The sequence below is a fragment of the Enterococcus sp. 2G9_DIV0600 genome (assembly GCF_002140615.1).
GTDB classification, from domain to species: Bacteria; Bacillota; Bacilli; order Lactobacillales; family Enterococcaceae; genus Enterococcus_D; species Enterococcus_D innesii.
In genome coordinates, this window is the sequence record NZ_NGLL01000001.1 from 1221777 (window position 1) to 1237113 (window position 15337).

Below are 15337 nucleotides of genomic sequence, written 5' to 3' on the forward strand. Positions count from 1 at the left end.
TTACTGGAGGAAAAAATGAATAAGAGAAGCAAAAGAATTCGTCATGGCATCGTTGTTACCGCACTAGGAATCACTCAAGTGATCACTCCGGTCATGGCGATAGCGGAAACAACCGAACAAGAACAGACCGTCAACACGCTAGACAAATCAGATCAACTACTAGAAACGATGACTGAATCGACAAATGAAGCTAACGGAAACGAAGCACAAGCAGCTGAGGATGCTCAAACAGATTATTCTTCCGAAGCGAGCAAAGAGGAATCATCAGCTGGTTCAGAAAACACGGAACCAAGTGAAACGAGCACATCGGCTTCCTCAAATAGAACGGAAGATTCTAGCCATGCGAGACAAGAAAGTTCTTCAACATCCGATTCAAAAGAAACCAAAGAAGAGCAACAGACACCTCGTATCAGCACGCGCATCAATGACCAAGAACTTTTGGAAAAAGGCACCCTGCTGACCATTGCTGGCGAAGAATTCAGCCGAACGGAAGAAACACGAATCTTAAACAATAGTCCAGTGAAACTGAAATTGGATTTTGAAATCAATGACAAAGATTATTTCGCTGGCACCACTGCTGTTTTTGACTTGCCGCAAGGCCTTGGCTTTAGTGATGTGCAAGAAACCAATGAAGCGATCAATGCATCGTGGGCTGTAGATAGTGCAGCTCATCAACTGATGATCACGTTTAATCAATCGGTTCATGATGCCTCTTTTTCGATCGAGTTGACTAGTTATCTATATTCAGAAGATAAGCCTCAGCTAACGATTGAGATCGGCGATCAAAACCAGACAAGCTATGCGATTGATTTGTATGAAGAGGTCGATCCGATTCAATATGTGTCAGAAAAAAATGTCTTTGGGATGGAAGGAATGGTCTACTACAATAACGATCGGACATTATCTGGAACTGAAACTCTTTCACTGAATTTGGTTGATACGCCGGGGGCTTCCTTCAAAAAGATTGAGACCCAACCGTTAAAAGTTTTCAGCTATGAGGTGGATATCAAAGGAAAGATCAAACCAGAAACACAGACAGCATTAGTCGAAGGGACGGACTATACGATCACTTCAAATAGTCTTTACAATACTGCCGTTGAAGTCAAACAGATGGACAAACAAAAGGCTTATGGGGTTTCTTATCAATTTACGATGAGCCTGACCGAGCTGACGGATTATACTGCTTCTTTTTCAAAAGGGTATCCAACGACCGGATTTGGTTCGGTACAGCTAAAACAAACAACTGCCCAAAACAGAGGGTTTTCCTTTATCGCAAAAACCAGCAAAGATGAAAAAGAAGTCGATTCTAGGTATTATATGGGGGTTGCTTCTGCCAGTTTTATGAATGGCCTTTCTAAAGGAAACTACTATGTATCAATTCATCAAATGCCGACGGAGATGAAAGCTGGTCAACAAATCATCCTTTCGAGTCAAAACGGACAGCCGATCACGGCGAAACAGTTAACAGCAAGAGATGCCTTCTATCAAAATGTGACTTTTTCGGATTATTTTTCTGTCGAAAATAGTGGGGACAAACTGATTGTGACCGCTACAAAAGACAGCAATCTCACTCTTGGTTCCACGAACGTAACCGTACCCTTTGATCAGAAAGATATCATTCTCAATGTCTCGACACCGTTGATCGCCAATAGAGAATTCAAAATCGTTGAAGACAACTATGTCGAACCAATCAGTGTTCTTAATCCCAACAATGCTGAAACGGCTTGGGGAAATTATGATCAAAATGGTGCTTACATGAGTGATACTTCCATCAACATCGAAGGCAGTAACTCACAACCAATCGAAAATTTACAAATGTTTATTGAACACCCAGAGTATCTTTCTTTGAGAAAGGTACCAAAAGTCAGTTTTTACTACACATTAGGAAAAGATTATACGATTGAAGAAGTAGCAGGCGGAACGATGGTCACCTTTACGTCGCCCATTACCTATTCCGTTCAATTTGATATTGGCTTCAATTACGTGCCAGACAGTTTAGCACCGACAAAATCGATTCCTAATGATACAATTCCAATCACGATTTCCGCAACGGGACTTGACACGGTTCATACCTCCGTCTATACCGGAAGAAAGCTGTATTCTGAACGCACGCTCCAAAGCAGTAAGAATCAGTTTTTAGTCAACGCGCGTCAAGATACCATCAGTGATTTGACTGTGGAGACCCATGTTCCGAAAAACACGGAGGTTGTTTTTTCGATCATTGATGTTTCCAATGATCAAGTAAACGGCATTTATCCGCAATATTGGGATCGCGGCGCTTATAATAATCAAGCCATGAAGTAAAGCGATCCGAATTATCCAACGATCACCCATGATGAAGAAACCAACTATTATACCTTTGATTTTGGGACGACCAATCGGCGCTACATTATTGCTTATCAATACGCCAATGGATGGCAGGAAATGAGTACGATTTATGTACCTGGTTATGCAAAAGAACCGTTATCTAATAATCAACAAGGCACAGCCACAGTTTCAGTATCCAATACGGCGACAGATATTATTGGCATTACGCAAAATACCGTCAATAATACGAAAAACATGACGCAGGTCAAGGTCACGACAAAAAATATCGATGATGGCTCGAAAAAAGTAGCAAATCCAACGATCCTTTTAAAATCGTTAGGGAACACCAATGGCGAAATCGATTTAGGATCGATCACTGTTTCGAATGTGCCAGATGACAGCTATGAAGTCAAAGAAGTTGATGGGAACGTACAGCTTGTCTTTTCAAACTATGTTCTAACGAAAAACATCGAAATCAGCTACAATGTGCTTTCCCAAAATGCCGGCCAAATCTCAGCCTCAGCGACGATCGTTTCTGATACGATCGATACCTTGTCGGAAGCCAAACGGACGGCTACCTCGACGGTGACCAATCTGCAATTTTCGGCAGGCGATTCCAGTGGGATCATCTACAAAACCAATGCGACGCTTGATGTTTATAATACTGAAGAGCCAACTGAGAAGATTGCGGGGGTTACTTTGACGCTTTGGAATCAATTGACTGGAGATATCGTTTCTGTCGTAACGGATGAAAATGGAGAATACCAATTAACTGATATTTATACGGGGAACTATACGCTTTATGTTTCCTACGTCCCAGAAGGTTACGTCATACCACAGGAACTTCAGCTTGGTAAAGAGGTGCAAGTGAACCGGACGGGCAATCATCTTTCTGTCGGCATCACACCAGAAGAAGACTTGTCGACGATCGACGCCAAAGATAGCACGATCTACGTGGGAGATGAATGGCATGCTGAAGACAACTTTGTTTCAGCGACAGACAAACACGGCAATGCGTTGACCTTCTCGGAAATTACCGTCAATGGCGAGGTCGACACGACAAACGTTGGCACCTATGAGGTCAAATACATCAACGGTAGCGTTAGCCAAACAGCGACGATCACCGTGGTTGCCAACCAAGAAACGGTAGCAGCCAAAGACAGCACGTTATATGTGGGCGATGCATGGACAGCAGCTGATAATTTTCTATCGGCAACGGATAAAGACGGCAATGCAGTGACAATCGCAGAAGTGACTATCAACGGCGAAGTTGATACGGACACACCAGGAGAATACCAAGTCATTTATCGCAATGGCAAAGCCGAAGCAACTGCCACGATCACGGTCTTAGCGGACCAAACTTCGGTCAAAGCTAAAGACAGTACCTTATATGTCGGTGATGACTGGCAAGCTGCTGATAACTTTGTTTCGGCAACGGACAAAACTGGAGCGAATGTACCATTTTCAAATGTGACTGTTAGTGGAACCGTGAATACTTCCAAAGAAGGTCAATATCCAGTGGTTTATCAAAACGGCAATCAAAAAGCAACAGCGACGATCACCGTGGTTGCCAATCAAGAAACCGTCGTTGCCAAGGATAGTACACTTTATGTTGGAGATGCGTAGGAACTTGCGGATAATTTTGTTTCAGCAACGGATAAGAAGGGGCAACCGTTAAGCTTGGCAGAGCTCACCACCAGTGGTGACGTGGATACGAAAGTACCAGGAGAATACCAAGTCATTTATCGCAATGGCAAAGCTGAAGCGAAAGCCACGATCACTGTTCTAGCTGATCAAACTTCAGTTACAGCCAAAGATAGCACCTTGTATGTTGGTGATGACTGGCAAGCAATCGACAACTTTGTTTCGGCAACGGACAAATCAGGAGCGAATGTACCATTTTCAAATGTGACCGTTAGTGGAACCGTGGATACTTCCAAAGAAGGTCAATATCCAGTGGTTTATCAAAACGGCAATCAAAAAGCAACAGCGACGATCACGGTTGTTGCGAACCAAGAAACGGTGGCAGCTAAAGACAGTACGTTGTATGTAGGTGACTCATGGGAAGCCGCGGATAATTTTCTTTCCGCAACAGACAAAGACGGCAAGGCATTGCCGCTAACAGAAGTAACCGTTGACGGCACAGTTGACACCTCTAAAGCAGGCAGATATGAAGTGGTTTATCGCAATGGCAAAGCCGAAGCGAAAGCCACGATCACCGTGTTAGCTGATCAAACGAGTGTCAAAGCCAAAGACAGTACTCTGTATATCGGCGACGATTGGGAAGCTGCCGACAATTTTGTCTCAGCCACAGACAAAACGGGAGCAAACCTACCATTTTCAGGAGTGACCGTTAGTGGCTCAGTTGATACTTCCAAAGAAGGTAAATATCCAGTGGTTTATCTAAACGGAAAAGTAAAAGCAACGGCGACGATTACGGTCGTTGCCAACCAAGAAACGGTAGTTGCTAAAGATAGTACGATTTATGAAGGCGATGACTGGCAAGCCGCCGACAATTTTGTATCGGCAACAGATAAAGACGGCAACGCAGTAAAACTGGCTGATATCACAACAGTAGGTACAGTCGATAGCGCCACACCAGGGAAATATGAAGTGATTTATCGCAACGGCAAAGCCGAAGCGACTGCCACGATCACCGTGTTAGCTGATCAAACGAGTGTCAAAGCCAAAGACAGTACTCTGTATGTCGGCGACGATTGGGAAGCTGCCGACAACTTTGTCTCAGCCACAGACAAAACAGGAGCAACGGTTGAATTATCAGGAGTGATCGTTACTGGTACCGTCGATACCAATCAAGAAGGCACATACGAAGTCACTTATACGAATGGAAAAGTCAGCGACATAGCGACAATCACTGTGGTTGCTCACGAAGAAACGGTCGTAGCAAAAGATAGTACGATCTATGAAGGAGAGAAGTGGCAAGCCGTCGATAATTTTGTCTCGGCAACAGATAAAAGCGGACAAGCAGTCGATTATGATCAAGTATTGATTAGCGGTATAGTCAATACTGATGTGCCTGGAAAATACCAAGTCATCTATCGCAAAGGCAAAGCTGAAGCAACTGCAACGATCACCGTGTTGGCAGATCAAACGTCTGTGACTGTGAAAGATAGCGTGATTTATGTCGGTGATAACTGGACAGCAGCCGACAATTTTGTCTCCGCTACAGATCGTGACGGTAAGTCACTCGCATTGGAGCAACTGCTGGTGGGCGGTTCGGTGGATACGAAGAAAACGGGCACCTATCAAGTCACTTATTCAATCGTCACTGATGAAGCAGCAACTCCTAACTTTTTCGCACGCTTATTTGGTACTGACTCACAAGAAGCAGTCACCGCCACAGCGACGATTAAAGTCATTGAAAAAGCAGAAAAACCAGAGGAGAACGATAAGCAGCCAGTGAAAGATGATTCTAACAAAGGGCAAGAAAAACCAACGAATGAAGGGCAGACTGGCAAACAAACCAAAGCGACCGCAAAGGACAAACGGGTGTTACCAAAGACCGGTACAGCCATCACTCAAGGCTATTCGATTGCAGGAGTGAGCCTTGTTGCACTAGCGGGGATCGTCTTCTTTCGTAAGAAACACACGAACAAAAGCAGAAGAACGAAATAAGTCGCAATGACTCTAACAGCGGATATCGTGAAGGATATCCGCTGTTTTTGTTTTTTAAAATACCTGCTGTATTGCGGTTTTCTTGTCCGATAAGCAGCCGTATAAAGAAGATATAAAGATGCTAGCAGAAGATTTACACTATTTTTATTTCTTTTTGCGTATGCTTACGTTATGAAGGAGTGAAGAATATGAATCTTGTTTTAGGAATAATCGGAGTGATCGTAATGATCTATCTCTTTTGGTACTTGTTTGAGGGGGGAGAACGATGAGTAGCTATTTTGTGCAAGGCTTTTTATTTTTACTGATCTTACTAGCAGCAGCGGTTCCTTTGGGCTGGTATATCAAAGAAATCATGCAAGGAAAAACACCGCGGTTTGTCCGCTTTATTCAACCCATTGAACGGTTGACCTATCGAGTGATTGGTTCGGTCAGTAAAAAAGAAATGACCGCCAAAACCTATCTATTGTCCGTCTTGGCCGTCAGTGTCTTTTCCATCATCGGCTTGACCGGATTATTGATGGTTCAGCACTGGTTACCGCAAGGGGCAGCCGTTGAGAATATGTCCTTTGACTTAGCATTGAACACAGCCGTCAGTTTTGTGACGAACACGAACTGGCAAGCTTACGCTGGGGAAGAAGCACTGACCAATCTTTCCCAAGCATTAGGATTAACGGTGCAAAATTTCTTGTCAGCGGCAGTAGGACTAGCCGTATTGTGTGCCTTGATTCGTGGGCTGCAGCAAAAACAAAAACGTACGGTAGGGAATTTTTGGCAAGACATCACCCGTTCCTTGCTCTATATCCTTTTGCCACTTTCATTGATGTTAGCGATCTTGCTCCTGTCTCAAGGTGTCGTTCAAACGTTCAGTAGCGGCGTGGAAGTCAATGGATTTGAGGGAGAATCCTTTTGGATGGCGCTCGGACCAGTAGCGAGTCAAATCGCCATCAAGCAATTAGGGACTAACGGCGGCGGTTTCTTTGGCGCCAACGCTGCTCATCCATTTGAAAGCCCAACGATGTTCAGTAATTTTTTAGAAAACTTAGCGATCTTGTTGCTGCCAGCTGCTTTGATTTTTGCCTTTGGCTTTTGGATCAAAGAGTGGAAACAAGGACGTACGATCTTGATCACCGCAACCGTCTTTTTGATCCTGGCTTTTATTGGCGTAGTGATCAGTGGATCAGTGAAGCTTATGGACCGCAATTCAGTCAAGTGCTTGGGAATGCCAATCTAGAAGGCAAAGAAGTACGTTTCGGTATCGGTTGGTCGAGTCTCTGGGCAGTGAGTACCACCGCTGCTTCCAATGGATCAGTCAATGCCATGCTGGATAGTTTCACACCACTCGGGGGTGCGATCCCGATGTTCTTGATGCAGCTGGGGGAAATCATCTTTGGTGGTGTCGGAAGCGGACTTTATGGCATGATCGCTTTTCTATTATTGACGGTCTTTATCGCTGGTTTATTAGTCGGACGAACACCTGAATATATCGGCAAAAAAATCGAAGCTTTTGACATTAAAATGACGAGTATCGTTATTTTGACGCCATTGCTACTGACTCTTTTCGGGGCTATGTTGATGACCTTGCATCCTGACATCATGAGCTGGCTAACCAACCAAGGCGCCCATGGCTTTAGCGAACTGTTGTATGCAGCAACTTCCTTCAGCAACAATAACGGGAGTGCCTTTGGCGGCTTGACCGCAGATACTGTTTTCCTAAATAGTTTGGGTAGTATCTTGATGTTCGTTTCACGTTTCGTTCCCATCGCAGCCATTTTATATCTGGCAGAAAACATGGGGGCCAAAAAGAAAACCGTTCGTAATGAAGGAACCTTGTCAACCACGAGTCCAGTCTTTGTCACGATGCTGATCATTGTGATCATCGTGATCGGTGCACTGAGCTTTTTACCAGCGATGGCTTTAGGTCCAATCGCAGACTTCTTTACAACGAAATAGGAGAGAGAAAAAATGAAAAAAATCTATCAATGGGCGATCGGCGAATCCTTTAAGAAATTGGATCCTCGTCACCAAATCAAAAACCCCGTGATGTTTGTGGTTTATTTAGGGGCAATCTTGACAACGATTTTATGTTTTCAAGAACAAACGGTCCCGTTGTGGTTTAGCATCAGTGTGACCATCTTCTTATGGTTGACCTTGTTGTTTGCCAATTTTGCCGAAGCAGTGGCAGAAGGGCGCGGCAAAGCACAAGCGGATAGTTTGAAGCAAGCCAAAAAAGAAATCATGACCTACAAAGTCATGTCCTTGGAAGATGTAGCGAAAGAGGCTTTTATCGAAGTCCGTTCCTCCGATTTGAAAAAAGGCGACTTGGTGTATGTTCCATCTGGCGAACAAATTCCTGCCGATGGGGATGTCGTGGAAGGTGCTGCTTCGGTGGACGAAAGTGCCATCACAGGAGAATCAGCACCTGTCAATCGTGAATCTGGCGGCGACCGCAGTGCAGTCACGGGAGGAACGTTAGTCGTTTCCGATTACTTGGTCATCAAAGTGACCGCTGAAAATGGCCACTCCTTTTTGGATAAGATGATTGCGATGGTGGAAGGGACGCAACGGAAAAAAACACCCAATGAGATTGGCTTGCAGCTGTTCTTAGTGACACTGACCATCATCTTCTTGGCAGTTTCCATCACATTGATTCCTTTTACCGATTTTAGCAGTCAGTTATCTGGTCGGGGAACGGCGATTTCCAGTGTGATCGTGATCGCTTTGTTGATTTGTCTCGCACCGACCACGATCGGCGCCTTGATTTCCTCGATTGGGATCGCTGGAATGAGTCATTTGACCAAAGAAAACGTCATCGCCATGAGTGGACGCGCGATTGAAGCAGCAGGAGATGTGGATGTTTTGCTGCTGGATAAAACAGGAACCATTACTCTGGGAAACCGCCGTGCCAGTGAGTTCTTGCCAGTACCGGGGTTCACCGCTAAAGAGTTGGCAGATGCAGCGCAGTTGGCATCTTTTGCCGATGAAACGGCAGAAGGACGCAGTATCGTGATTTTAGCCAAAGAAGCCTTCAATATTCGTGAACGGGAATTTCAGCAAGCCGATGTTCATTGGATCGATTTTAGTGCCAAAACACGGATGTCTGGGATCGACTATCGTGGTGATGAGATCCGTAAAGGAGCTGCGGATACGATCAAGCAATATGTGACGGCAAAAGGGCAGACCTATCCCACGGCATGTGACGAGATCGTAGAAAAAGTCGCTAAGGCTGGTGGAACTCCATTGGTCGTAGTGAAAAATGGCCAAGTACTCGGGGTCGTTTATTTAAAAGACATCGTGAAAAACGGGGTTAAAGAAAAATTTGCCGACATGCGCAAGATGGGTATCAAAACGATCATGATCACTGGGGACAACCCTTTGACGGCAGCTGCTATTGCCGCCGAAGCGGGCGTCGATGATTTCTTAGCCGAAGCAACACCAGAAAACAAAATGAACCTGATTCGCGAATATCAGGAAAAAGGGCATTTGGTGGCGATGACGGGGGATGGAACCAACGATGCACCCGCACTCGCCCAAGCCGATGTGGCAATGGCGATGAACACTGGTACGCAAGCAGCCAAAGAAGCGGGCAATATGATCGATCTTGATTCCAGCCCTACCAAATTACTGCAAGTAGTCCAAATTGGTAAACAGCTGCTGATGACCCGTGGGGCTTTGACGACCTTTAGTATCGCAAATGATATCGCCAAATATTTCGCAGTGATCCCTGTTCTGTTTTATGCGATTTATCCAGAACTCGCAGCGCTGAATATCATGAATCTTGGTAGTCCCTTAACTGCGATTTTGTCCGCAGTCATCTACAATGCAGTCGTGATCATCGCCTTGATCCCTCTGGCGTTGAAAGGGGTCAAGTACCAAGAAAAACCAGCCAGCCAAATGCTGCGGCACAATCTGGTCGTCTACGGCCTAGGCGGCATCATCGCACCATTCATTTGCATCAAGCTAGTAGATTTGCTTTTGTCAGCTGTTCTGCTATAAGAAAAATCCATCAGAGTCAAGGAGTCATTTAGGAGGAAAACATGATGAAGAACACCCTCTTTGCCAGTATCAAATTTTTACTAGTTAGTACCGTGCTATTTGGCGGTCTCTATACATTGTTGGTCACTGGAGTCGGACAAGTCTTTTTTGCCCATCAAGCCAACGGCAGTCAAATCGTGGAAGACGGAGCGATCAAAGGATCTGAGCTAATTGCGCAACCTTTTGACCAAGCAGGTTACTTCCAAGGGCGTGATCAAACCGTTTCACAATTGTCGCCCTATGATACGACCCAAAAAAAGACTGTAGCTGAGCGGACAGCGACGTTGCTGGCAGAAAACCCAACCCAAACCAGTGTGCCGATCGATCTCGTGACCGCTTCGGGTAGTGGCGTCGATCCTGATATCAGTGTCGAAGCGGCACTTTTTCAACTGCCGCGGATCGCTGACACAAGAGGCATCGATGAACAAATAATTCATGATATAATAAACAGGAATAAAGTAGCTGATCTGTTCTCCGCAAGAGAATACGTCAATATCATGACCTTGAATCAGCAGCTCGATCAATTACCCGAGGAATAGGGGGAAGCATCTATGAGTGAAAACAACCAGCAGACGATCCCAGAAGAGATACTGCTGCAAGCAGGCTTTGGACCTAAACGTGGCAAACTACGGGTGTTTTTCGGTTTTGCTGCCGGTGTCGGAAAAACCTATACGATGTTAACCGAAGCCCATGAGTGTTTGCTCATGGGCAAAAATGTGGTGATCGGCTATATCGAACCCCACAAACGTCCCGATACTAATCGATTGCTTGAAGGGTTACCACAAGTACCATTAAAGCAATACCAGCACAAGCAATTGACCCTTTATGAGCCAGATATCGATCGACTGATCCAACTAAAACCAGATATCGTCTTGATCGATGAGTTGGCACATACCAATCCCATTGGTGCGCGAAACAAAAAACGTTACCAAGATGTCGATGAACTATTGAATGCAGGAATCACCGTCTACACGACCATCAATGTCCAGCATATCGAAAGTCTGAATGATATCGTGGAAAAGGTCACGGAAGTGGAAGTCAGAGAAACGGTGCCTGACACCTTTTTCCAACACGCCAGTTTGCGGGTAGTGGATGTTGAACCAGACGAACTGATCGATCGATTGGAACAAGGAAAAATCTATGCTGATGAAAATGCCAAACGAGCGCTAAAAAACTTTTTTACGCCAGAAAAACTTGATCACTTACGTGGATTAGCGATCCAAAAAGCTTCCAATCATATCAATCAAATGAACGGCGGTCGAAAACGAGTCCAAAGCAAGCTTTTGACCATCATTGATGATCGCTTGCCGAAAATGGCAGAGAAATGCATTCGTTGGACCGCCCGCTTAGCCCAAGGAGTGGGTGCCGAATGGACGGTCATCCAAGTTCGATCGTTAGATGATACACCTACCGAAGTGCCATTGGCAGAGCGTTTGGGAGCAGAAGTCATCAACATCGAAGCGGATGACAGTTTTGAAACCATCGTAGAGTATGCCAAAATGACGGGTGCCAGTGACATTATCATGGGGAAACAGGTTTCTCAAAAGTGGTTCCAAAAATTGTTTGTCGAGGATTTAGAAGACCGCTTGATTCGCCGCCTTGATGACATTGAGATCCATTTGATTCCTTTTAAAGAAAAAATGCAGCGACCACGGCTGACATTTTCGCAATTATTTGAAGGCGGCGGTCGAGATTTCACCTTGACCTTTGGGCTGATCATGCTCGCCACCTTAGTGACAGAAGGCATGCAGTATCTGCATTTCGGCGAGCAGAACTTGATGCTGGTCTACATCTTTTTTGTTCTCTTAGTGGCCCGTTACATGAGTGGCTATCTATGGAGTGCCATGGCATCGATCATTAGTGTCCTTTCTTACAACTGGTTCTTTGTCGAACCCTTGTATTCCTTGACGGTCTATAAAGCAGGTTATCCAATCACATTAGTGATCATGCTGATCGTTGCCTTGATGATCAGTAACTTGATGGTTCGATTGAAGACCCAAGCAGAAAATGCCAAGGAAAAAGAGCATCAAATGGAGATATTGTATGAACTGAACAAACAATACATGGAAACGCGGAATGAGCAAGAAATCTATGAAAGTACGACCACCTATTTGGCACGCTTACTCCAGCGAGAAGTGGCGTTATATGACAGAGAAGGCCATTTAAGAAGTCTGCATTCTTCAAGAGAAACACTGTCTCAACTGACTGGCAAGGATGAGAAAGCCGTCGCTTTTTGGGTCGTGAAAAATCAAAAAGAAGCTGGTCGCGGCACAGATACTCTGATTGGTGCCAATGGGTTTTACTTGCCGATCGTTTTAAACGGCAAACCACTAGGCGCCCTTGGGGTAGAACGCAACGAGGAGCATCAGTTGGCCAATAGTCAATTGAATTACTTGCGCCTTGTGATCACCCAAATCGCGACCGTGTTGGAACAAGTCTCATTAGCGAGTGAGAAAGAACAGATCCAATTAGAAAACGAACGGGAAAAAGTCCGCAGCAATCTGCTGCGTGCGGTCTCCCATGACTTGCGGACCCCCTTGACGACAATTTCTGGCATTGCCGAAACATTGAGTGAAACCGAAGGCGTGATCAAAAAGGAAACGAAACAAAAGCTGCTAGGAGACATCCAAAGTGAATCCCAGTGGTTGATCCGCATGGTTGAAAACTTATTGTCGGTGACCCGTATCAACTTGACCAATATGGCGGTCAAGCGCAGTGAAGAACCAATCGAAGAAATTATCGAAGCGGTTTTGACACACCTAAAGAAAGTCTATCCGCAACAAAAAATCATCGTGAAGATGCCTGATCAGCTGATTTTTGTCCAAGTCGATCCCATCTTGATCGAACAAGCCTTGTTTAATTTGATTGAAAATGGGGTTCGCCATGGAACCGCCGATACACCGATTTTCTTGCGAGTTTCTCAAGAGCAAGAAGTGGTCATTGAAATCGAAAACCAAGGGGAGATCCCCTTAGGGCAATACCAAAAAATCCAAGCGAATTTGACCAATGACACCGAAGTGCCGGTGGATTCAAAAAATGGATTAGGTATCGGACTGAGTATCGTTAAAACCATCATCCATGCCCATGAAGGCAAATTGGCGATCGAAACGAAAGCAGGGAGTACGATCTTTCGTATTTATTTAAAGCAGTAAGGAGGGAGAACATGCAGCGACATTTTTTATTGATTGAAGATGATTCGAATATCGTTGATTTTATGGAAGTCGTCTTGCAAAGAGAGCATTACAACTTTACATCAGTCGGCACTGGCATGGAGGCATTGATGCTCTTGCAGGAAGAAACCATCGACTTCATCTTGCTGGATCTGGGCTTACCGGACATTGATGGTATGGAGCTGTTGAAAATCATCCGTAAGCGCATGAACACACCGATCATCGTGATCTCTGCTCGCAAAGATGAACAAGACAAAGTGCAAGCATTAGACCTCGGTGCCGATGATTATGTAACGAAGCCCTTCAGTACCAATGAGTTATTTGCCCGCATTCGCACGGCACTACGGCACAAGGAGACAACTGCCTTTAGCAGCAGCCCAATTCTTGTAAACAAGGAGTTAACGATCGATTTTGAAAAAAAAATCCTGTACAAGAATCAAAATGAGATCCATTTGACCAAAAACGAATACCGCATCATGGCAGTTATGTTCAAGAATTTAGGCAAAGTCGTCACTTACGATACCCTGACTAGCGAAGTCTGGGGACCTTTTGCAGCGGATGCACAAACTTTGCGAGTCAATATCTCAAACATTCGCAAAAAAATCGAAACCAATACGCTGCAGCCAGAATATTTGATCACTGAAATCGGCGTCGGGTATCGCTTGCGGGAGTATCCAGCAGAGTAGCGGTCGTCATAGGAAATAAGGAGGAAAAACGAGCAGCGGTTCTTTGGTCGCTGCTCGTTTCTATTTTTTGTTAATTGCGAAGAGACGTTGAACTGATTGCTTCTCCATAGATGATTTGAAACTGTGGGTAAACAAGTAGGTTGGTTGTTAACTAAAATTTCTTTTCATTCTGATCATTTTGTGTTTATATCATAGTATAAAGTAAAAAAGGAGAGTATTATGGCAGGAATTAGAGACGTCGCAAAACGAGCGGGTGTATCGATCGCAACTGTATCGAGGGTGCTCAATGAAGATCCTACGTTATCTGTCACGCAAGAAACAAAAAATAAGATCAACGAAGCCGTGGAATATTTTCACTATAGTAAGAAGAAAGTACCTGTGAAAAAGGCAATGAATATTGCAGTGGTATCCACTGTTTCGGAAGAAGCTGAATTAGAAGATCCCTATTTTCGGGCGATTCGTCGTGGCATTCAAGCACAAGCAGAACAAAATAAGTTTCGCATAAAAAAAACGTATTATATGTCTGAACACCCCGTTGCCATTGAGGAGCTAAGGGAGTATCAGGGAATCCTTGTCATTGGTCAAGTCTTGCCAACTTTTTTAGCAAAGATCGCAGCAGTCAATCCTCATATAGTCGTGATCGATGATCCTTCTTTGTCTTCAGAATGGGATGCGGTATATACGGATTTCTCTATAGCAGCAACCGAGCACTTAGAGCGTTTGTATAAAAAAGGGCATCGAAATATCGCTTTTATTGGGGGATATCGGGTACGTCTGGATGCATCCAGTGAGATACATCAATCGCCAGATGATATGCGGATGATCACTTATGTGTATTGGATGAAAGAAAAAGGATTGGAAGAATACATCAATGTCTACCTAGAAGGATGGAACACATTAGACGGTATCAAAGCCACTGAGCAATTGCTTGAACAATGCAAAGAGAGCCTTCCTTCAGCTATTATGGTCGCCAATGATTCGATTGCAGTTGGTACATATCGCTCCTTGCAAAAACGTGGGTATCGGATACCAGAAGATATTTCAGTAGTCAGTTTCAACAATATCGAAGTTGCAGAATTTTTGACCCCATCTTTAAGTACCGTTGCCATCGATATGGAAGAACTGGGAAAAATTGCTTTACGGATGGTAGAAGAGCGGATCAAAGGCATTCGTCAAGTACCTGTTAAAATCATGGTGGCCAGTAAGATGATCGTCAGAGAAAGTGAAAAAGAAAGAGATTAATGCTAAGAGTAAACACTGTAAAGTGTTTACTCTTTTTATTTTAGTTAAAAGGCATTGACAATCTGATTAGTAAACAGTATATTTGTTTTGTAAAAAGAAAACGGATACATAAAAAGAGCATGAATCATTTCAAGAAAGTGGCTCTAAATGGCAGGCTCGCTACTAGCGATTTGGCCCATGGTTGCTGTCTTTATCATTTTTCAACGTAAATTTATTGAAGGAATTGCCACTACTGGCGGTAAATTATAAAAGAATGGAGCAATA

8 protein-coding genes and 3 pseudogenes are annotated in these 15337 nt (G+C 44.4%); all 11 read left to right on the top strand.

All coding sequences use genetic code 11. The features are described 5' to 3' along the window. Nucleotides 1-15: 15 nt before the first annotated feature. Nucleotides 16-2304, top strand: coding sequence for a hypothetical protein (locus A5870_RS17840; protein WP_010747899.1), 2289 nt, complete (start codon nt 16-18; stop codon nt 2302-2304). Between the two features lie 120 nt (nt 2305-2424). Continuing rightward, entirely contained in the window at nt 2425-3933 is a 1509-nt protein-coding gene (locus tag A5870_RS17845; RefSeq protein WP_242595992.1) for a bacterial Ig-like domain-containing protein, read from the top strand. A 15-nt stretch (nt 3934-3948) separates the two neighbouring features. Further along, nucleotides 3949-5592: pseudogene (locus A5870_RS17850) on the top strand (bacterial Ig-like domain-containing protein); the annotation flags it as partial. Between the two features lie 135 nt (nt 5593-5727). Then, nucleotides 5728-5943, top strand: coding sequence for an LPXTG cell wall anchor domain-containing protein (locus tag A5870_RS17855; RefSeq protein WP_254907655.1), 216 nt, complete (start codon nt 5728-5730; stop codon nt 5941-5943). Between the two features lie 265 nt (nt 5944-6208). Next, a pseudogene (gene kdpA / locus A5870_RS05845) lies at nt 6209-7893 on the top strand (potassium-transporting ATPase subunit KdpA). Nucleotides 7894-7905: 12 nt separating this feature from the next. Continuing rightward, a complete protein-coding gene (gene kdpB, locus A5870_RS05850; RefSeq protein WP_086292106.1) occupies nt 7906-9936 on the top strand; it encodes a potassium-transporting ATPase subunit KdpB in 2031 nt (676 codons plus the stop codon). 41 nt (nt 9937-9977) lie between these two features. After that, nucleotides 9978-10514 carry a potassium-transporting ATPase subunit C gene (locus A5870_RS05855; RefSeq protein ID WP_010747903.1) on the top strand — a complete coding sequence of 179 codons (537 nt, stop codon included), beginning with the start codon at nt 9978-9980 and terminating at the stop codon, nt 10512-10514. A 12-nt stretch (nt 10515-10526) separates the two neighbouring features. Beyond that, entirely contained in the window at nt 10527-13127 is a 2601-nt protein-coding gene (locus A5870_RS05860; protein ID WP_086292107.1) for a sensor histidine kinase, read from the top strand. An 11-nt stretch (nt 13128-13138) separates the two neighbouring features. Next, the gene (locus A5870_RS05865) at nt 13139-13831 is read left to right on the top strand and encodes a response regulator transcription factor (protein ID WP_010747905.1); all 693 of its coding nucleotides are present in this window, start codon (nt 13139-13141) and stop codon (nt 13829-13831) included. Nucleotides 13832-14050: 219 nt separating this feature from the next. After that, on the top strand, nt 14051-15073 hold the full coding sequence (locus A5870_RS05870; RefSeq protein WP_010747906.1) for a LacI family DNA-binding transcriptional regulator: 1023 nt from the start codon (nt 14051-14053) through the stop codon (nt 15071-15073). 147 nt (nt 15074-15220) lie between these two features. Then, a pseudogene (locus A5870_RS05875) lies at nt 15221-15322 on the top strand (carbohydrate ABC transporter permease); the annotation flags it as partial. Nucleotides 15323-15337: the final 15 nt, after the last annotated feature.

Coding starts and splice junctions, on each gene's coding strand:
- A5870_RS05860 (WP_086292107.1), top strand. CDS start 10,527: ATGAGTGAAAACAACCAGCAGACGATCCCAGAAGAGATACTGCTGCAA.
- kdpB (WP_086292106.1), top strand. CDS start 7,906: ATGAAAAAAATCTATCAATGGGCGATCGGCGAATCCTTTAAGAAATTG.
- A5870_RS17840 (WP_010747899.1), top strand. CDS start 16: ATGAATAAGAGAAGCAAAAGAATTCGTCATGGCATCGTTGTTACCGCA.
- A5870_RS05855 (WP_010747903.1), top strand. CDS start 9,978: ATGATGAAGAACACCCTCTTTGCCAGTATCAAATTTTTACTAGTTAGT.
- A5870_RS05870 (WP_010747906.1), top strand. CDS start 14,051: ATGGCAGGAATTAGAGACGTCGCAAAACGAGCGGGTGTATCGATCGCA.
- A5870_RS05865 (WP_010747905.1), top strand. CDS start 13,139: ATGCAGCGACATTTTTTATTGATTGAAGATGATTCGAATATCGTTGAT.
- A5870_RS17845 (WP_242595992.1), top strand. CDS start 2,425: ATGAGTACGATTTATGTACCTGGTTATGCAAAAGAACCGTTATCTAAT.